15 protein-coding genes and 2 tRNA genes are annotated in these 20,045 nt (G+C 43.6%); 4 read left to right on the forward strand and 13 right to left on the reverse strand.

All coding sequences use genetic code 11. From position 1 onward, the window contains the following. Positions 1–124 precede the first annotated feature (124 nt). The 11 genes from IE130_RS02020 to IE130_RS02065 form a co-directional block, all read right to left on the reverse strand. The gene (locus IE130_RS02020; protein WP_189580966.1) at positions 125–1,477 is read right to left on the reverse strand and encodes a tyrosine-type recombinase/integrase; all 1,353 of its coding nucleotides are present in this window, start codon (positions 1,475–1,477) and stop codon (positions 125–127) included. Between the two features lie 164 nt (positions 1,478–1,641). Continuing rightward, positions 1,642–1,728: transfer RNA gene (locus tag IE130_RS02025), tRNA-Leu, on the reverse strand. Positions 1,729–1,852: 124 nt separating this feature from the next. Then, positions 1,853–1,926 (reverse strand) — tRNA-Cys (locus IE130_RS02030). Between the two features lie 181 nt (positions 1,927–2,107). After that, complete coding sequence (locus IE130_RS14125) at positions 2,108–2,242, reverse strand: putative transporter small subunit (RefSeq protein WP_210539970.1); 135 nt, start codon at positions 2,240–2,242, stop codon at positions 2,108–2,110. An 85-nt stretch (positions 2,243–2,327) separates the two neighbouring features. Next, positions 2,328–3,977: a sodium:solute symporter family protein gene (locus IE130_RS02035; RefSeq protein WP_201574434.1), complete on the reverse strand. Its 1,650-nt coding sequence runs from the start codon at positions 3,975–3,977 to the stop codon at positions 2,328–2,330. Positions 3,978–4,571: 594 nt separating this feature from the next. Further along, the gene (locus IE130_RS02040) at positions 4,572–5,555 is read right to left on the reverse strand and encodes a formate dehydrogenase accessory sulfurtransferase FdhD (protein WP_406947609.1); all 984 of its coding nucleotides are present in this window, start codon (positions 5,553–5,555) and stop codon (positions 4,572–4,574) included. A gap of 63 nt (positions 5,556–5,618) precedes the next feature. Further along, positions 5,619–7,952, reverse strand: a complete 2,334-nt coding sequence (locus tag IE130_RS02045; RefSeq protein WP_189580968.1) for an FdhF/YdeP family oxidoreductase — start codon at positions 7,950–7,952, stop codon at positions 5,619–5,621. 163 nt (positions 7,953–8,115) lie between these two features. Continuing rightward, positions 8,116–8,910, reverse strand: a complete 795-nt coding sequence (locus tag IE130_RS02050; RefSeq protein ID WP_189580970.1) for an ABC transporter ATP-binding protein — start codon at positions 8,908–8,910, stop codon at positions 8,116–8,118. Positions 8,911–8,982: 72 nt separating this feature from the next. After that, positions 8,983–9,882 (reverse strand): ABC transporter permease, encoded by a 900-nt coding sequence (locus tag IE130_RS02055; protein ID WP_189580976.1) that lies wholly within the window; start codon positions 9,880–9,882, stop codon positions 8,983–8,985. A gap of 356 nt (positions 9,883–10,238) precedes the next feature. Next, entirely contained in the window at positions 10,239–11,264 is a 1,026-nt protein-coding gene (locus IE130_RS02060; protein ID WP_189580979.1) for an ABC transporter substrate-binding protein, read from the reverse strand. Positions 11,265–11,356: 92 nt separating this feature from the next. Beyond that, positions 11,357–12,397, reverse strand: coding sequence for an ABC transporter substrate-binding protein (locus tag IE130_RS02065; RefSeq protein ID WP_189580982.1), 1,041 nt, complete (start codon positions 12,395–12,397; stop codon positions 11,357–11,359). A 486-nt stretch (positions 12,398–12,883) separates the two neighbouring features. Here IE130_RS02065 and IE130_RS02070 point away from each other — a divergent pair, with 486 nt between their 5' ends. Further along, a complete protein-coding gene (locus IE130_RS02070) occupies positions 12,884–13,285 on the forward strand; it encodes a hypothetical protein (protein WP_189580985.1) in 402 nt (133 codons plus the stop codon). Positions 13,286–13,372: 87 nt separating this feature from the next. On the opposite strand, the gene metG is transcribed toward IE130_RS02070, so the two are convergent. Together metG and IE130_RS02080 are read right to left on the reverse strand one after the other, a co-directional pair. Next, complete coding sequence (gene metG / locus IE130_RS02075) at positions 13,373–15,466, reverse strand: methionine--tRNA ligase (protein WP_189581002.1); 2,094 nt, start codon at positions 15,464–15,466, stop codon at positions 13,373–13,375. A 330-nt stretch (positions 15,467–15,796) separates the two neighbouring features. Further along, positions 15,797–17,212: a GntP family permease gene (locus IE130_RS02080; protein ID WP_189581005.1), complete on the reverse strand. Its 1,416-nt coding sequence runs from the start codon at positions 17,210–17,212 to the stop codon at positions 15,797–15,799. Between the two features lie 402 nt (positions 17,213–17,614). Between IE130_RS02080 and IE130_RS02085 the strand changes: the two genes are divergently transcribed. The 3 genes from IE130_RS02085 to IE130_RS02095 all read left to right on the forward strand — a co-directional run bounded on the left by IE130_RS02085 (position 17,615) and on the right by IE130_RS02095 (position 19,994). Then, on the forward strand, positions 17,615–18,328 hold the full coding sequence (locus IE130_RS02085; protein ID WP_189581008.1) for a CoA transferase subunit A: 714 nt from the start codon (positions 17,615–17,617) through the stop codon (positions 18,326–18,328). Between the two features lie 178 nt (positions 18,329–18,506). Further along, entirely contained in the window at positions 18,507–19,136 is a 630-nt protein-coding gene (locus tag IE130_RS02090) for a CoA transferase subunit B (RefSeq protein ID WP_189581011.1), read from the forward strand. 57 nt (positions 19,137–19,193) lie between these two features. After that, positions 19,194–19,994, forward strand: a complete 801-nt coding sequence (locus IE130_RS02095; RefSeq protein ID WP_189581014.1) for a 3-hydroxybutyrate dehydrogenase — start codon at positions 19,194–19,196, stop codon at positions 19,992–19,994. Positions 19,995–20,045 lie beyond the last annotated feature (51 nt).

Genomic DNA, 20,045 nt, shown 5'->3' on the forward strand with positions numbered 1-20,045 from the left:
CTAAGATTATGATTGTTGACAATAAAACGTATAACTGAGCTGTAAAATTTAAAATTCTTGTCGCACTTTTTAAGCAGTACTGTGTAATATGTTCATACTAAGCTTTATTTAGAATATTTTTAACTCAAGGTTTAAGAAGTTCACGAACTTTTTCCTCGCCTAGTTCCACAATTAACGCTTGCAGTTGGGCGGTAGAATCAGCTTCGTCTTTGGCATCTGCTCTAAACTCTGCCGTACCTCTACCTTCTTTCAAAGCGTCTAAATAGTCAGCCCACTTCTGCATCATATCACTACGATCATCTATGTATTCAAATCGACCATATGCCGTGCCATTAGGATCTTTAGTTGTATGACCCAATGCCATCTCTACAAGCACAAGCGGATACTTTAACTGTTCTTGTAAGATGGTCTTTGCTGTCGCTCTAAAGCCATGAGCGCAATGTATGTCTTTATAGCCTAAATCCTTTAGACGTTTGTTGGCGGTAGCATCAGAGATGATTTGATGCTTTTTTGCCGTCTGGCTAAAAAATACGTATTCAGTATGACCGTTAATTTTATGCTGCTCACGCAATATAGCTACAGCCTGATGAGGTAAGGGAACGTCCATGTCCTTAACCATATTTACCTTGCCTTGCCCCTTCAATGGCTTTAATTGCCACCTGCCAGCCTCTAAATCTAGATCTGCCCAGCGCATACGCCTTAGGTCACCATTGCGAACAAAGAGAAGTGCTAATAGCCTAAGGGAGTTTATGGTGTTTGGGTCACCTTCTATTGTCTCGATAGCTTTAAGTAATTTAGCCAAGTCCTTCGGTTTAGTAACTGCAGGACGATGACCGTAACTTGATTTAGCCAACTGACTCTTAATGAGCGCCGCAGGATCGCTCGTACAGAAGCCTCGTGCCCCAGCATAGATAAACACATCACTGGCAATGCCAGCACAGCGTTCAGCCTTATCTGTAGGCTTACCATTCTTGTTTAATGAGTTGGCTTGAATGTCTAACAGGACTTCAAGCATTTTAGGAGAGGTTATCTCGCTGATTGGCTCGTCACCAATATATTTGCATATAAGCTCAAGACGACCTTTCTTACGAATGAGAGTATTACTCTTCTGAGTCTGATCTAGACTGTCAAAGTACTCCCATGCAAAGTGATTAAAAGAGTTTTTAGTTATACTAATAAGTATTTTCTTTATTTCTTCACGATGAAATTTTGGGTCAATACCTTTGCTTAGTAGGTCTTCATATTCACGCCAAACTTCACAGGCACGAGCATAAGAGATGCTTGGATATATACCTATGGAGATAATGCTTTGCTTAGGATTTGAAGGCGGGTAGTAGCGATACATCCATGACTTAGTCTCAGTAGGACGCACCATTAAGAATAGTTTAGGATGGTTTTTGACAGCAACGAAGTACTTCTTATCTTCAGGCTTATGGCTGCTAATGCTTCGGTCTGAACTGATGGCTTTTCTTTCCATATCCTAGATCTCCATGAGTAGACTCAAAACTCGGTATACTTGACAGTATACTCAAAGTGCATGGATTAGGATAGATTCATAGGACAGTATAGAACGCCAGATACAACAAAGCCCCTGATATCAGGGGCTTTAGCTGTTCTATAAGATAGTATAGGACTATGTAATGGTACCCGGAGCCGGACTTGAACCGGCACGCTATTGCTAGCGAGGGATTTTAAATCCCTTGTGTCTACCAATTTCACCACCCGGGCAAAACTTGTTTTATCTTTAACGTAAGCTAGCTGATAGACCATCTAGTTACTAGATAAGTGGTCGCTATTATAATCGGTTGTGATAATAATGCAAGCCAAAATTAACGTAAAGTTAATAAATAATTGGAGGCTGGAGTCGGAATCGAACCGGCGTTAACGGAGTTGCAGTCCGCTGCATGACCACTCTGCCATCCAGCCAATCAAGGTGGCCTATATTAGCAAAAATATAGTAAATTACAAGTCATTTTTTAGTTAAAAGCAGGTTATTTATTATCTTGTCTATATTTAGCCCCAATTTAGGAGCGTTTATACTGTTAATAGGCCTTTTCAAGCCGTCAGTAAACTAGCGTGTAATAATGATTGTTTAAAATATAATGTGCTAAACAATATCCCTATTGTCACGTTTGGCCTTTTTGATATCGCGATAGGTGGCGGTGCAAATCAACACCAGTACCCCAAGAGTAATGGCGGGCCAAATTAAAATATATAAGCCGTAGATAAAAACGTTGTCCATGATATCTCCTTATAATATTTCTTAAGTAAATAGCGATTAGCCATATACTGCTAACTAATCACTACTCGGATAAAACGATTTTGGTTTAAGATTTAAGTGACGATGGTATTTCCGATTTTTTATCGTAATTGCCTACGCGCTGCTTAATCAACTCAAAGTCGAAATGCTCATCGCCCATGAGACTGACGATTACACAAACGATAGTACTGGCACCGTAAGCCGTCAGTGAAGCGAGTAAAATCATGTACTGGCGTAGAAACCCAGTGGCAAAGATTAACATCAGCACCAGTGTAATAGCAGCCGCGCCCATGCCGATCTTACGACCTAAGAAACCAAATACCATCAGACCGATGACAACTGCACCACCAACGCTGGCTAAGATTTCAAAGAATAGGGCAGTGATGCCAACGATGGGTATCAACTCAAAACGCGCCACACAGAATAATAGGAGCCCGACAATCACTGCTGAAGTAAAGGCGGCATTAGTGACACGATTCCAGAATACACTGGCGATAACAGGGAAAACAATCGCACCCCACAAGGCACCAACGAATACCAGCATTACGAGAATATCAAGCTTGAAGCTGGCAAAGATAAGTCCCGCTGCCGTCGCGACAATCATGGTGCCACGACCGACGAGCATCATGGTTTTAGGTTTAACATGACCTTTTTTGGCGATATTTTTACCGTAGACATCGGCCATCATAATGGTTGATAGCGCCGATAAATCCGAGTCAGCTGTGGAAGATAACGAGCCAATGACCAGAATAAAGAATAATGCGATGAAGACGGGATGCAGATAAGTGCTGACCATTTGCGGGATCAGGTTGTTCATATTGCCATCGAGTGGTTCAATACCAATGGTCAAGGCCATCAAGCCAATCATACCAAGCCCAATGACGATACCCGCATAGCCGACCGTAGCGGTAATAAATGTCGCCTTAATCTTGGTTTTATCAATCGCAAATAAGCGCTGAGTAATGGTCTGGTTGCCGATAGCATAGGCCAATACCGCGACAAAATACGGTGCCCCTTGCTGAAAGAATGCCTCAGAAGAAAAGAAATCCTGCTGCTCTAAGGTCAAGTTCGATAATCCGCTGACCATCACTGCAGGACCTCCCATGGAGAATAGCACCGCTGGAATGATGATGACACCAATCGCCATCAAAGCGACCAATTGGGCAAAATCAGTAAAGACGGAGGCGCGAAACCCTGAGGTTAAGGTATAGCTCAATACCCCGACACCCGCGATAATTACCCCTGTTTGGAACGACAATGGTGACAATACTGACACCAATGCCCCAGCAGCGGTAAAGTTGACCATCAAGCTAATTAAGCTGCCCATAAGGTTGGATATGGCTAAAATTAATTGGCTTGATGAGCCGTGGCGGGCGTGGATAAGCTCACCTAAAGTATGACCGTTGGGAGCAAGCTCACGAAAGCGCATGCCAAAAGGGTAGATGAACAAAATCATCAATGCACCCCAAAAGCCGTAATGTATCGGTCCAGAGACGCCATACTTATAGCCAGAGGTGGCGGCAGCGTAAAATGAGGCTGCCCAAATCCAGGTCGCGGTCATACTTGCCGCGCCCATCCCAAAGCCCACATTGTGGCCTGCGACCATAAAGCCGGAAGTTGTCTCTTTGTCTTTTTTAATTAATAAAGACAGCAGATATGTACCACCATAAAACGCCACCAATAATAAAATAATGGTGAGCGCCGAAAATTGAAACAATGACTCAGTTTTCAAACTCATACCTCGCAATTGTTTTAAGTAAATAAGGTTTAGTAAAACTATCTATTCCAAACTATTTAGCATACGACATAGTCTAAAAAGCCCTCATACCAAATGTATGTGGCTAATATAAATAGCAAAAATAGCAACTGTAATGTTAAGCAAGTGCTAAGCGTCGTGCCCTAGTTTTGATGTCACACATCGTGTTAAATCAAAATGATAGGGGCTACTCTCGATAGGCGTCAGTTAATGGATAAACCATGACGCTATGAATAGGCATACACAAAGGCAGCTGAGTGCTAAAAAAGCTCATGTGATGAGCGTCTATAGCGGAATTACGAATAAGCACTAAGCCATGATTACATGACCTGAGCTCGATTTAGACAGCCTTATCAGCTGTAATAAGCAATAGTTAAGAGATTTTTACTCAATTATCGCATGGATGCATCACCTGTAATTTAAATACCAAATCCAATACTGTGTGCATAATCAGCACAATGAACTTAGCATTAATAAATAAAACTACAGATCTGTTAAGTGTATGTAACATGTTCGTGAGGGTAGGGTAACCTATTACGTCGTTAACCTCAAACTTTATCCATTGGAATGATTTGAATAGTAAGTGACTCTGCTATCACGTAAAAATCCAGCCAATCCTAAGCCATAGCGCTCAGCAACACGCACAGCAGTACTGGTAGGTGCAGACATGCCGATCAGCCAAGGTACGTGACTTCGAATAGACTTTTGTACCAGCTCAATCGATAGGCGCGAGGTCATCACCACGCAATTGATATCTGCCTTGTGTTGCAGCTGCCAACCAATGAGCTTGTCGAGGGCATTATGACGGCCGACATCTTCAAAGAGGTGCAAGTGTTGTCCTTGCATAGTTGCCGCTGCATGGACAGCGCCTGTCAGTTGGTGAGTATGTTGCATGGTATCGACTTTTTGCCGTATTTCTAATAGGTCACCAAGGCTTGGGGTATCTACTTTTATTCTTTTCTTGTCTTGGCGATAGATACTTAAGTCGGGCAGCGCTTGTGTTAAGCCCGTGATACCGCACATGCCGCACCCTGTACGCCCTGCCAGCTGCCGCCGTTGGGCTTGGATGCGCTGATGACTGCGCTGATTTAAGGTCAGCTCCACCACATAAATATCGTAGTCCTGCAACTGTGCTAAAGTTTGCCCAAAGGAACCAGCCGTATCGTCTTCATCTGAGTGTTGAGTAAATCTTTGATAGCTTGCAACGTCTGTCAGCTGGGTGACTTCCCAATCTAATAAGTCATGGCTGTGTTGAATCAGACCTTCGCTGAACAAAAAACCTATCGCTAAATATTCTAACTGATAAGGACTTGCCATCAATACGGCATAATGAATGCCGTTAATGATAATAGAAATCGCTGCTTCTACGACCAAATTTGCCGATTGATCTTCAATATACGTTTGCTGGCTACCACTTGATTCCGTAGGCGCATAATAATGTTTTTGTACCAAATGCGCGCGCGATAGTGGTGTCACAGTAGATTCTGCCGTCGCTTCAGGCATGTCGATGGCTGAAGCTTGAGTGTTTAATTTAGCCATCATGAATGCTGACAGCCTTTTATCATTATTAACATTACTCACCTTTCATCTTGCACACGTTTATTAGGCAGAAGCCTCCAGCTCGCCTGCATTGACGCGCTCTAAGACGACGGTAACAGACTTGTAGGCGGGAATGTGAGAGTCTGGCGCATGCGTGTCCAAATCAAACAAGTCATTACATTCAGGATAGTAGGTAGCCACGGCGTTGGCAGCGATATCCATGTCGGTAAGTACCAAAGGCCCCAATGTGCGTTGCTCACCATGGCTGTCTTGGCGCGAAACCATGATACTGTCGCCTTTTTGCCATCCCAATCGTGTCATTTCATCAGGATGCATGAACAAAACATCACGGCGATTGGTCTGACGATAACGGTCTTGATAGCCAAATATCATGGTATTGAATTGATCATGGCTCCGTACACTGGTTAACTGCCAAACCTTCTGGCTCGAATGTTGACTATCATCAGTATTTTGGGCATCAACTTTAAACGCCGATGTCTTTTCTGCCATTTGGCCTGCGACATAAGTAATCGGATACTTTGGTACTTCAAACTGTGCTTTGCCGCTATCGGTGTTCCATACGCGATGACGCGCCGCATGATATAAATGAAAACCGCGCTCAGACTCACGGATACGCACGTTAAAGTTCTCAAAGCCATCGATAGCCTGGGCAATATAATCACGAATCAAGTCGAAGTCTTCTCCCATCGCTTGCCAAGGAATGGACGAGTCAGAGCCGAACATCTGGGTCGCAATATCGGCAACTATCTGAGCTTCAGATTTTAGCGTATTGCTAATGGGCTTTAGGCTACCTTGAGTCGGTACTATTTGACACATCGAGTCTTCAATCGTAGCGAACTGCTCACCTTTAGCCGTGACTAAGTGTTCGGTACGACCGACACAAGGTAAAATGAGATTGTTTTCACCCGGATACAGCATGGTTTCATTTAATTTGGTGCCAACAAAAACGTTAAGCTTGTTTTTGGTTAATGCTTGTTGGATGTTATTTGAGTCAGGCGCTGCAACCGAGTAGTTGCCGCCCATACTAAAGAATGCTTTAATATCACCTTGTATCATCGCTTTTGCCCCTGCAACGACATCAAGACCGTTGTCTTGTGGCATTGGGTGCCCGAACACACGTTCCAAGCTATCAAGTAAGCTTTGCTTGGGACGCTCATGGATACCCATGGTGCGATCGCCCTGTACGTTGGAGTGACCTCGCACAGGTGACGCACCTGCACCGTCGATACCTATCATACCCATCAGCAATAGCAAATTGGTAATCATAGCGACGTTGTCATCTCCCTGTACATGCTGGGTGATGCCCATGCCCCAAGTGCAAATAGTCGCTGGACTGTCTGCTACGAGCTTAGCAAGATTGATAATTTCTGCTTGAGAAATGCCGCAACCAAGCTGAATATCTGCCCATGATTGTTCGGTCAACCATTGTTTCAATGGCTCAAAACCTGAGGTATGGGTGGTAATAAAATCAGTATTAATTTTATGATTCTCAATCAGCCATTTAGCCAGACCCGTCAGTAGAGCCGCATCGCCACCGATTTGAATTTGAACGACCTCATCGACCATGTCATCGCTCTGTCCCGCCGCCATATGTGTCGGTTTTTGCGGGTTTCTAAATTTACTTAAGCCTTGTTCACGCATAGGATTTATCGAGATGATTCGGCATCCTTGCTCGTGAGAGTGGGCAAGCATCTCAAGCATACGAGGATGATTGGTCGCTGGATTTTGGCCGAACATCAGTATCAATTTGGCTTGCTCAAAATCTTCTAGCTTGACCGTTGCTTTACCGATGCCTAATTGCTTGCCAAGCATGACCGAAGTTGGTTCGTGACACATGTTAGAGCAGTCTGGTAGGTTATTGGTTCCAAAGCAGCGGACGAATAATTGAAATAAAAATGCAGGCTCATTAGTGACACGGCCTGAAGTATAGAACAATGCTTCGTCAGGCGAATCAAGCTGTCCCAACTGCTCAGCGACATGCTCATAAGCGGCCTGCCAAGAAATCGCTATATAGCGGTCTTGCGTTGCATCATAATATACTGGTTCTGATAGGCGACCAATATGTTCAAGCTCGTAGCCCGACCATTTCTGTAGCTCAGTGACAGTATGGTCTAAAAAGAATTTAGCGTCTGCCTTTGTGGTCATTGTTTCACTTGCCAGCACTTTGATACCATTTTCACAGACATCAAGCATTTTATGCGATTTATGATCGGGCCATGCACAGCCTGGACAATCAAAGCCACCTTGAGGTTGGTTGCTTTTGAATACGCTGACACTGCCACGCAAAAAAGTTTGATAGTCCATCAGTTTACGAGTGGAGGAAATTAGAGCAGGCCAACCAGCAGCAGGGTGAGTATAAACAGGAATTTTGCGCATGACAGACCTCATAGATAAATAATGATAAGTGGGTACTGATATATAACAACTATATAGTGACTAATGAAAAGTTTGTACAAGCATTAACTATAGATAACAAAAAACGCCTGCTATGGAACAGGCGTTTTCTATTTTTCAGCTTAGATTTATTTAACTGAATTCTTTAACTCAAAATCAAGCTGTCATCTTCCACTTTCTCACCGCGCGTTTGCTCAAACATATCGAGCAAATCATGCACCGTCATGCCTTGACGCTTATCTCCTGCCACATCTAGCACCACTTGTCCTTGATGTAGCATGACAGTTCTGGTGCCATGTGCCAAGGCTTGCTGCATCGAGTGCGTGACCATCATGGTGGTCAGTTTATTATCAGTGACGATTTTATCGGTCAGCTCTAACACAAAGGCGGCTGTCTTAGGGTCAAGGGCGGCAGTATGCTCATCAAGCAAAAGTATCTTGGATGGCTGTAGTGAGGCCATGAGTAAGCTTACCGCTTGGCGTTGGCCACCAGATAACAGCCCCATACGATCTGTTAGACGATTCTCTAATCCAAGCTTGAGCACAGCCAGCTTTTCTCGAAACAGTTCACGGTTATTTGGGTTTAATGCAAAACTCAAACCGCGTTTACCACCGCGCTTATAGGCCAACGCCATGTTTTCTTCAATGGTTAATGCTTCACACGTACCAGCCATCGGGTCTTGAAACACACGAGCTACCCAATGAGCACGTTGATGAGCTGTTTTTTTGGTGACATCAATGCCATTGAGCAGAATTGAACCGCTATCGACGCGTGTCGTACCACTTACTGCATTTAAAAAGGTTGATTTACCTGCGCCATTGGTACCGATAACGGTGACAAATTCACCGTCAGCGATGTTTAAATTAATACCACGCAGGGCAGGGTTTTCGATGGGTGTGCCGGGATTAAAGGTCAACCGCAAATCTGTGGCTTGCATCATAATCGTTATTCCTTATATTTGCTTCAAGCTTGGCGGATGGTTATCGCCTATCACCGCTTTAATCGTTTGATATTAAGCCCGTACTTTACGGCTCAAAAACTTGGTTTTGGCTTTTGGTAACACCAATGCGAACACCACCAGCAGGGCAGTAATCAAGTTCAAATCTTGCGGGCCAAAGCCAATACTACGCAATGTGTCGCTTGATAGTGCCACTTGAATAAATAGTTTATAAAGGATGGCACCAATAATCACGGCAATAGTAATCAACCAAATGCGTTTGGCAGGAATAATCGTTTCACCGATGATGACGGCTGCTAAACCAATGACGATTGTGCCGATACCGATAGAGATATCCGCGCCGCCCTGAGTCTGTACGAATAGCGCCCCTGCAAGAGCAATCAAACCATTAGACACGGCCATACCGATGATGGTCATCCATGAGGTATTGATACCTTGTGCCTGTGCCATGCGCAAGTTAGAGCCAGTCGCACGCATGGACAGTCCAGTTTCGGTGTTATAAAACCAATCCAGCAACAACTTTGCGGCGATAACGACCACGCCAATAATTAAGCAGCGCATCCAGTAGCCATTACCATCGGTGACTAGCGTACTGAATACGGTAGTTTCACCCAGTAGCGGCAAGTTTGGTGCGCCCATAATACGTAGGTTGACTGAATATAGTGCCACCATGACCAAAATACTGGCCAATAATTGCAATATGCCAAGCTTAACATGCAACCATGCGGTGACAATACCAGCGACCGAGCCTGCCAGCATACCAAAGGCACATGCCAGCCAAGGATTGACACCAGCAACGATAGAGATACCAGCGACTGCGCCCCCTAATGGAAAACTACCGTCTGCCGTTAAGTCGGGAAAGTCGAGAGTACGAAATGAGATAAGTACGCCAAGTGCGACGAGGCCGTAAATCAGACCACTTTCAAGTGCACCAAAAAAAGCAATTAAAGACATAAGGTATCAGTAAGTCATAATCAAGCGTTTAGCGATTATTATCATAGATAAACAGGCAAGCAGCAATGAATAGTGCTTTCTATAATCTAGAGTAATCTAAACGGCTAAGCGGTGAATTTAACAGATTAAGCAATCTGCGGTTAGGGTAAACCAAAACATCTTCCTATGAGGAATGAGCATAAAATACCTTGGTTCGAAATTCGGTTTTAATGCTTATATCACATTAAAAATAACCCAGCTCATATACCAGTAGCTGGGTCATTTTTATACTGAAATAATAGCAGTAAATATAAGCAACAATCTAGAATTAAACCATTAATATAATCGTTTAACATGATGCTTATATTCAGAGGGCGCTATTCTACCACTTCTTTTGCTTTATCGATAACTGCTTGTGGCAATGTGATGCCTTCCGCTTTAGCATTTTTTGGACTGACATATAAATCAAGCGCTTGAGGGGTATAAACAGGGATATCACCTGCTTTTTCGCCATTCAAAATACGCACCACGATTTTACCTGTTTCGCGACCAAGGGCATAATAATCAACGCCTAATGCAGCAATGGCACCACGTGCAACAGAGCTGGTGTCCGAGGCAATTAGGGGGATTTTGCTTTCTTTAGCCACTTGAAATAGTGACTCGTAAGCAGAGACCACATTATTATCGGTTGACGTATAAATCATATCAACCTTGCCTTCTAAGCTACGGGCTGCCATGGCAATATCAGTACTGCGCTGGGCAGGGGCTTCGTGTACGGTGATGCCCATTGGGGTCAGTTTTTCTTTTAGATTTTTTAGGATGATAGTAGAGTTCACTTCACCTGGGCTATAAACGTAACCCACATTTTTTAAGCTTGGAATAATTTGGCGCATCAAGGCAATTTGCGGCTCATAAGGGAGCGCATCAGAACCGCCAGTAACGTTGGTGCCAGAACCATCAAGTTTTGATACCAATTTGGCTTCTACTGGGTCAGTCACCGCAGAGAATACCAAAGGAATAGTGCTGGTAGCTGCCGCAACCGATTGTGCTGATGGTGTACCAATGGCAACGATAACGTCTGAGTTGTCTGCAACAAATTGCTTGGCAATCTGCCCAGCGGTTGCCGTGTTACCCTGTGCGCTCTGGAAATTAACAGTTAAGTTTTCACCTTCTGTAAAGCCTGCCTCAGCAAGCTCTTCAATCACGCCTTTACGCACGTCATCAAGGGCTGGATGCTCAACAATGGCAGTAATGGCAACCGTTTTCATGGCGGTAGCAGCATCGCCAGTGGCGGCGCCATCATTAGCTGTGGTGTCTTCTGCTGACTGGCTACAACCGGTCAAAATAGCGGTACAAACACCGCCCCATAGTAAGGCTTTAGCAAAACGATTCTGATACAACATGGGTGTTACTCCTAAAAATAATAATGTGTCCATACATAAATAATTAACGTACTTATTAAGCGTTTACTGCTTGTTGATGCTCTTATTGCTGGCTACTTACTATCAGTTTTTGCTTTGGTATCCACATCAACAGCGTTTTTCATCATCTCTGCTGATAGGTTAACGCCTTGTGATTTGGCGTGCTTCGGACTGACATATAAAGTTAAGTCATTCATGATCTCAGGCTTGATGGTGCTGACAGCCTCGCCATTTAAAATTCTATAAACCATTTTGCCGGTCTTGCGACCAAAGTCATAGTCATTAACGCCTAAAGCAGCCGTCGCCCCGCGTTGTACACTAAACTCATCAGAGGCCACAATCGGCATTTTTAGCTCATTTGCCGCTTGTGTCATGGCTTCAAACGCAGAGGCCACGTTATTGTCCATTGAGGTATAAATGATATCAGCGCGCCCTTGTAGACTGCGCGTTGCCATACCAATATCGGTTGGACGATTGGCAGGTATATCTAAAATAGACAAGCCACGCGTTGGCAACATCTCTTTTAGCCTATCACGCAGTGCTACCGAGTTGGCTTCACCAGGGCTATACACATAACCGATGGTTTTGGCATTGGGCTTGATTTGTTGTAATAAGTCAATTTGTGGCTCTAATGGCAACTGGCTTGACAGTCCGGTCAAGTTATCTTGAAATGGAGTGCCATCTGCATTGATGAGCTTGGCTGCAAGTGGGTCTGAAACCGCTGTATATACAATGGGCACGCTTGTGGTGGATGCCACAACCGATTGTGCTGACGGGGTAGAGATAGCCACGATAGCATCTGGATTGTCTCCTGCGAACTGTTTGGCGATTTGTCCAGCAGTTGCCGTGTTTCCTTGAGCGCTTTGGAAGTTAATAGTCAGATTCTGGCCTTCGATATAACCATTATCTGCTAGTTCATCAATGATGCCGCGGCGCATATCATCTAGCGATGGATGCTCAACAATCTGCGTGATGGCCAGCGTTTTGGCTGGTTTATCTGTCGTTGTCGTGCTATCAGTAGTTGCCGTATCGTCAGTATTTGAGCAGCCGATTAGGCCGAGCGTACTGATGGCAATGCTGCATAGGCTTAGGCGTAGAGTAGAAGCAATGGTCATTATTAGTCTGGCTCATAGGTTAGAGAGTGCAGGTCAGCCGAATGACAGCAGTATCAGTTCTGTAATATCAGTTCTGTGATGTCAATTCTGCGATAGTAGGCTAACATTGAGGTGATCGATTCCTTGATCATGATGGCTATATTATGACAGCAATGTAACTTATCGCAATAAAAAATTAATTTGCGTTTGTTATGGTGATAGATAGAATGAAAATCATAACTTTTTTTTGATATTTTAGAGACTGCTATAAAAAAAGATGCCACTAAGGACATTTTTTTGTTCAATAGAATTACAATTAAAAAGCCTACACGCTAGCAACGCACCTATTACGAACTCACTTTATAATTAACGTAAGCTAATTTTGATACGAGAATTATTGTGAGTCTAAAATTTTTACCATTCCATTATTATGCTGGCGTGGTGAATGTACAGCACACTCTAATATCTCCTTAAGTTTTTTCGAATGAATATTTTAAGGATAATAATATGAACACTGCTAATTTTAAACTATTAACCATTGCCGGTATCACGGCTACTTCATTAATTTGCTTGCCTGCTATGGCAAAAGACAATCATGGAAATGGTAACGGTAATGGGCACGGAAACGCCAAGGGTAACTCTGCTCATATTAGTAAAGATTACAAGCATAGTGGCAATGCTCAACCAAATATCAACGCTTATCGCAATGCTAGCTCGAATGCCTCATTTAAGCGTGATCTTGATAAATATGGTTACAGAGTAGTCGGCAATATTGATAGAAGAGATTACGATCGTTCTGTCGTTTTAGACCGTTATGATGATCGTTACGTCCGTCTTCGCACCCCGGAAAACAATATTGTGACGGTGATTAATGATACGTTGCAGATCATCGATGTTTTAACCAGATAAATATAAGACCCTAACCATTTTATAAATCAACCATAAAAAAGATGCCTCTAGGGCATCTTTTTTATTTTTTACTACTAAAAATCACGGTTAAGCAAGCACATCACCGACGATACAAGCATCAGGCAAGGTAACGACTGTTAAGCCCGTTTTTGGATCACCAGTCGATAGTACCATGCCTTCTGATACGCCAAATTTCATCTTACGCGGCGCAAGGTTGGTAACGCAAATGACTTTCTTATTAACCAATTGCTCAGGCTCATAAAACTTACGGATACCGCTGAACACATTGCGTGTTTGTGCTTCGCCTACATCTAAGGTGAACTGTAATAGCTTGTCCGCGCCTTCTACATGGTTACAGGCAACAACGTGAGCCACTTTCATTTCAACTTTAGAGAAATCGTCAATACCAATATAGTCAGTTTGTTCAGCATCCGCATCTGTTGCAGGTGTTTTATCCTTTGCGGCAGGCTTGCTACTTTCAGTCGCGGCAGGAGCGTCTGCTTGAGCTAATGATGCTTTAGAATCTTCAACCATCGCAGCAACATCTTTTTCTTCGATACGCTGCATGAGTGGTTTGAATTTATTGATTTTGTGACCCAGCAACCATTGGTTACGGCTTGCGAAGTCTAAGCTATCAATGTTCAAAAACTCTTTTGCATTGGCAGTCAGTTCAGGTAGGACAGGAGCAAGATAAACCATCAATTGACGGAAGATATTAATCGCGACCGAGCAGACATCTTGAACTTCTTGCTCTTTGCCTTCAACTTTGGCCAGTGACCATGGCTTTTTGTCATCAATGTATTCATTGGCCTTGTCTGCACACTGCATGATCAAGCGCATGGCACGTGAGAACTCACGGTTCTCGTAGGCAGCAGCAATTTCATCACCCGTTTTGGTGATGTCTTCTAATAGCTCTGACTCGACGCAAACTTCTGACAGCATGCCGTCGTACTTCTTAACCAAGAATCCAGCGCTACGACTGGCGATATTGACGACTTTACCAACCAAGTCAGAATTGACCTTTTGCATAAAGTCTTCTAAATCTAAGTTAATGTCTTCAACTTTGTCAGACAGTTTGCTGGCAAAGTAATAACGCAAGTATTCAGGATGCAAATGCTCAGCATAAGTTTCGGCTTTGATAAAGGTGCCGCGTGACTTGCTCATCTTTTCGCCATTGACCATCAAAAAGCCGTGAGCAAAGACGCCAGTTGGTGTGCGGAGTTCGCTACCAGCTAGCATCGCTGGCCAAAACAAGGCGTGGAAGTAAACGATGTCTTTACCGATGAAATGATAGACTTCGGTTTTGTGCTCGTTTTCTTGCATCCAGTAACGGTCAAAATCAAGCGCTTGGTCTGTACCTGCACGCTTATCGCATAGGTTTTTAAAGCTTGCCATGTAGCCAACTGGTGCATCTAGCCATACATAAAAATATTTGTCTGGCTCATCGCTTGGCGTATCTGGAATTTGGAAACCAAAATAGGGCGCATCACGTGAGATATCCCAAGTGGCTAAACCGGCTTCAAACCATTCTTGTAGCTTGTTGGCAACAGAGGTTTGCAAACGGTTATCGCTGCGTGTCCAATCTTTTAAGAACTGCTCAAACTCTGGCAAATTAAAGAAATAATGCTTAGAGGTTTTGAGCACAGGTGTCGCGCCCGATAGCGTAGACTGTGGGTCTTTAAGTTCGGTGGCATTATATGTGGTGCCACATACTTCACAGTTGTCACCGTATTGGTCAGCTGATCCGCATTCAGGGCAAGTGCCTTTGACAAAGCGATCGGCCAAAAACAATTGCTTTTCGGGATCAAAAAGCTGCTCGACATCTTTAGTGCTGATATGTCCAGCGCTATCAAGACGACGATAAATCAGCTCAGAGAAATGCTTGTTTTCTTCTGAATGGGTTGAATGATAATTATCAAAATCAATCAAAAACTTACCAAAATCGGACTCATGTGAAGCTTTAACTGTCGCAATCTGCTCTTCTGGTGTGATGCCGTTATCTTGAGCTTTGAGCATGATCGCCGTACCGTGTGCATCATCCGCGCAGACATAGGTAACCTGATGACCTTGCGCTTTCATCGCGCGCACCCAAATGTCAGTCTGAATATATTCTACAAGATGCCCCAAATGGATATAGCCATTGGCGTAGGGCAGCGCACTGGTTACTAGAATCTCACGCACAAAATCACCTATATTTTTATAAAAACGGGTTAGTTATCGAACATCTTAAGCAGTTAGTCGCTCGTCGATGCGATGTTATCAATACTAAAAATAATAAAAATTCAAAAAGTGTGCCTATGATACCGTAATTCAGATAAATTTGTGATATTCCTTAGTAATTACTTATCGTTTGTCAGCCATAAACAATAGGCTTGCGCCGTATTTGATAGTTATAGAATGGTTATAGAGCAGCCACAAAAAACCCACCAAGCATTTTGCCAAGTGGGTTTTTTATTTATCCATTATTCGCTTAGATACCAGTAGTCAGTAATAGTAAATAACTAAGCTAGCTTAGAATGAGCCAAACATGGTACCTAAGGTAATAACAGCGACCACAGCCACTAATGGAATGACCATCGTAACCATGGCTAAGTTTAAGTAAGACTGCTTGTGGGTTAAACCACAAATAGCGAGTAAAGTAATGACCGCGCCGCTGTGTGGCAGCGTATCCAAACCACCCGCTGCCATAACGGCCACACGGTGCATTAGTTCAGGGTCGATACCAGCATTAACTGCCATTCTGAGATAATCTTCACCCAATGTCGACAGCGCAATACTCAAACCGCCAGACGATGAACCGGTAATGCCAGCAAGTGTGGTCATAGCGACCGCTTCTGAGATGAGCGGGTTATCAGGAGTCAAGTTTAGAATGCTGTCACGAATGATAAGAAACCCTGCTAATGAGGCGATAACTGCACCGTAACCCACTTCTGATGCGGTATTAAAAATCGGCAACATAGAATCATAAGTACCACGGTTAATGGTTTTCTGTAGATTGTTCCAATGACCAATACGCAGCAAAATTAGCACCACACAAGCCAAGACTAATGAGATGATAATCGACCACAGTCCAAGTGAGCCTGCGATATTTAGGTCTGGAAACTGGGCTTGTAGACTACTGAAGTCTATCGAAGGAAAAATTGCATAAGTTAATAAGGCATTCAAGCCGATGACCAATACCAGCGGAATCATAGCAACCGTAAATGAGGTTTGGTGAGTACTTAATACCTCAGCTTCTTTTGCAGTTGCACCAACACCGCCCACATCTTCATCATCATGCTGACCATAGCCTTCGCCCGCTGCATTGGCTTTTTTGGCGCGTGATTGCAACCACAACCAACCACAGATAAACATGATAGTACCGCCGATGATACCCAAAATAGGCGCGGCAAATACGTTGGTATTGTAATAAGGAATCGGTATGGCATTTTGAATGGCTGGCGTGCCCGGTAATGCCGTCATCGTAAAGGTAAATGACCCAAGGGCAATGGCGGCTGGAATTAAGCGTTTAGGTATATCAGCGGCTTTAAACAAGTCTTTGGCGATTGGATAAATAGCAAAAGCCACAACAAACAACGATACACCGCCGTAGGTCAAAATGGCACAGACCAAAATCACAGCAAGAATGGCTTTGCTGGCACCGAGCTTTTCGACGACCGTATTGGCAATGGCGGTTGCCGCGCCAGAGTCAGCCATCAAACGCCCGAACAGTGCACCCAGCAAGAATATAGGGAAGAACTTGAGTAAGAATCCACTCAATGCACCCATAAATACATCAGTATAGGCAGGGATCGTACTTAAAAAATCTCCTGACAGTAAGACGGCTAATGTCGCCATAATCGGTGCTAAGATCAGCACAGAATAACCGCGATAAGCAAAGAACATGAGTAATAATAGGGTAATGACAATAGCAAGTGTACTAAACATGATGGCCCTCCTTGGCAAAATTAAAGTAGCGAGTATTTAGAGCATATCAATAGGAGTCAATGGTAAAATTCAACAGTACAGCATGGTAAATGGTTGTTATGTCATGCATATTTGTACTGATGAAGTGTTGATAGGCGATACACTCAGCGGCTGCGCTCTTCCTTATGGTTTCTGACTTATGGATATCCTCTAGTCGCTATGAGAATAATGTGCTAAGTTAGCATAAGTGTTTTATATATGATATACCGATATAGAATGTATTACTTTAAATAATAGTTCTTATAATTTTGAATGTTAAGGGGTGCTCTCATTTTTATCACCATTTTTAAAATGAGGACACGCCCTAGTCAAGCTGCATAAGTAAAGCTGCATATAAAATATTAAATAAAAAAGGAGTTCAGTATGAGTCAATCAAAAGTATATAGCAGTGCCGAAGAAGCACTAAAAGGCATCGTTAGTGATGGGCAAACCCTTGCTATCGGCGGCTTTGGTCTGTGTGGTATTCCTGAAGCGTTAATCGAAGCCCTGCACGATAGTGGGGTGAAGGATTTAACTTGTATCAGTAATAACGCAGGTGTCGATGATTTTGGTCTTGGTCTGTTACTACGGACGCGCCAAATAAAAAAAATGATCTCCTCTTATGTGGGTGAAAACAAAGAGTTTGAGCGTCAATATTTGGCAGGTGAGTTAGAAGTTGAGCTGACCCCGCAAGGAACGTTGGCTGAAAAACTACGTTCGGGCGGCGCAGGTATTCCTGCATTTTACACAGCAACTGGTGTCGGCACACTGGTAGCTGAAGGTAAAGAAACACGTGATTTTGATGGGCGCACTTATGTGCTTGAGCATACATTGCGTGCTGATGTGTCATTAATAAAAGCGCAAAAAGCAGATAAATCGGGCAACTTAATGTTTAACAAAACTGCCCGTAACTTCAATCCAGACTGCGCCATGGCAGGCAAAATTACCATTGTCGAAGTAGAAGAGATTGTAGAGACTGGCACATTCGATCCTGATGAAGTGCATCTGCCTGGTATCTTTGTGCAGCGTATTGTATTAAATAACAGCCCTGAAAAGCGTATCGAAAAGACGACAATCAAGGCAGCCGAAGGCGCTTAATTGATAGCGTTGTCGAAATATTTCTAAAAGATGACATTAATAATAAAATATTGTAATACCATTTCCGAAAATTGGAGTAGCAAGGAAAACGAGTGAAAGTGCTACATTTAGTAGACTAAGCGAGTTTGACACCGCTAATCATATTTTTTGGGGTGGTTATAAAAATAAGGAAGTTACCATGGCATGGACAAGAGAGCAGATGGCACAGCGTGCCGCAAAAGAATTAGAAGATGGCTATTACGTAAATTTAGGCATTGGTCTACCAACCCTAGTTGCCAATTATATTCCTGAAGATGTGGATGTCTGGCTACAGTCAGAAAACGGCCTGCTAGGTATCGGCGAGTTTCCAACGGCAGACAATGTCGATGCTGATTTGATTAACGCTGGCAAGCAAACAGTGACCGCAGAACCAGGCGCCAGTTATTTTGGTAGTTCAGAGTCGTTTGCGATGATTCGTGGCGGTCATGTCAATCTTGCAATATTGGGCGCGATGGAAGTCTCGGAAAAAGGGGATTTGGCCAACTGGATGATTCCCAAAAAGATGGTCAAAGGCATGGGCGGTGCAATGGATTTAGTCGCTGGCGTGCAGCGAGTCATTGTGTTGATGGAGCAAGTCAACAAACACGGAGAACCAAAAATCCTTGCCAATTGTGAGCTACCATTAACGGGTAAAGGGGTCGTTGATCGTATCATTACTGAGCTTGCGGTACTCGATGTGACTGACAGTGGCTTGAAGTTAGTTGAGCTGGCAGACGGGGTCAGCTTCGAAGAACTCCAAGAAAAAACGCCTGTGAGTATTGCCCAATAAGTAAGCATTGCCCAATAATAGTATTCAGAAAAGCTATGTAATGAAAGGATATAAAAGATGGCGACTCAATTACAGCATGATTTGACAGGGAAGGTAGCGTTGGTCACTGGCTCTGCAAGTGGTATCGGTCGTGACATTGCTGAAACTTATGCAAAAGCAGGCGCTGCGGTTGGTATTGCAGATATTAATCTTGAAGCAGCGCAGAAAACAGCCGCTGCTATCGAAGCGGCTGGTGGGCGTGCATTGGCAATTGCCATGGATGTTACTTCAGAGGATGCGGTAAACGCAGGTGTGCAGCAGCTAGTTGATACCTTTGGTGGGATTGATATTCTCGTCTCCAATGCTGGTATTCAAATCATCGACCCAATCAATAAAATGGCATTTGACGACTGGAAAAAAATGCTCGCTATTCATCTAGATGGGGCATTTTTGACCACCAAAGCTGCCGTACAGCATATGTACAAAGACGATAAAGGCGGTACGGTCATTTATATGGGTTCTGTGCATTCGCATGAAGCATCAATGTTTAAAGCGCCTTATGTGACTGCTAAGCATGGACTACTTGGACTGTGCCGAGTATTGGCAAAAGAAGGTGCCGAGCACAATGTGCGCGCGCATGTGATTTGTCCTGGCTTTGTCAAAACGCCTTTGGTCGAAAAACAAATCCCGCAACAAGCGGCTGAAAAAGGCATTAGCGAAGAATCCGTAGTGAATGATATTATGTTGGTCAATACTGTCGACAAAGAATTCACGACGGTCGAAGACATTGCTCAGTTGGCACTATTTTTAGCAGCATTCCCAAGCAATGTATTTACGGGTCAGTCTATCGTTGCCAGTCATGGTTGGTTTATGAATTAATATACAGATATAACTATGTAAACCACAACGTCAGTCCTACTGGCGTTGTGG

Source organism: Psychrobacter glaciei (genome assembly GCF_014652895.1).
GTDB classification, from domain to species: Bacteria; Pseudomonadota; Gammaproteobacteria; order Pseudomonadales; family Moraxellaceae; genus Psychrobacter; species Psychrobacter glaciei.

Coding starts and splice junctions, on each gene's coding strand:
- IE130_RS02065 (WP_189580982.1), bottom strand. CDS start 12,397: ATGACCATTGCTTCTACTCTACGCCTAAGCCTATGCAGCATTGCCATC.
- IE130_RS02045 (WP_189580968.1), bottom strand. CDS start 7,952: ATGCGCAAAATTCCTGTTTATACTCACCCTGCTGCTGGTTGGCCTGCT.
- IE130_RS02090 (WP_189581011.1), top strand. CDS start 18,507: ATGGCATGGACAAGAGAGCAGATGGCACAGCGTGCCGCAAAAGAATTA.
- IE130_RS02085 (WP_189581008.1), top strand. CDS start 17,615: ATGAGTCAATCAAAAGTATATAGCAGTGCCGAAGAAGCACTAAAAGGC.
- IE130_RS02020 (WP_189580966.1), bottom strand. CDS start 1,477: ATGGAAAGAAAAGCCATCAGTTCAGACCGAAGCATTAGCAGCCATAAG.
- IE130_RS02080 (WP_189581005.1), bottom strand. CDS start 17,212: ATGTTTAGTACACTTGCTATTGTCATTACCCTATTATTACTCATGTTC.
- IE130_RS02060 (WP_189580979.1), bottom strand. CDS start 11,264: ATGTTGTATCAGAATCGTTTTGCTAAAGCCTTACTATGGGGCGGTGTT.
- IE130_RS02070 (WP_189580985.1), top strand. CDS start 12,884: ATGAACACTGCTAATTTTAAACTATTAACCATTGCCGGTATCACGGCT.
- IE130_RS14125 (WP_210539970.1), bottom strand. CDS start 2,242: ATGGACAACGTTTTTATCTACGGCTTATATATTTTAATTTGGCCCGCC.
- IE130_RS02055 (WP_189580976.1), bottom strand. CDS start 9,882: ATGTCTTTAATTGCTTTTTTTGGTGCACTTGAAAGTGGTCTGATTTAC.
- IE130_RS02040 (WP_406947609.1), bottom strand. CDS start 5,555: ATGGCTAAATTAAACACTCAAGCTTCAGCCATCGACATGCCTGAAGCG.
- IE130_RS02050 (WP_189580970.1), bottom strand. CDS start 8,910: ATGATGCAAGCCACAGATTTGCGGTTGACCTTTAATCCCGGCACACCC.
- IE130_RS02095 (WP_189581014.1), top strand. CDS start 19,194: ATGGCGACTCAATTACAGCATGATTTGACAGGGAAGGTAGCGTTGGTC.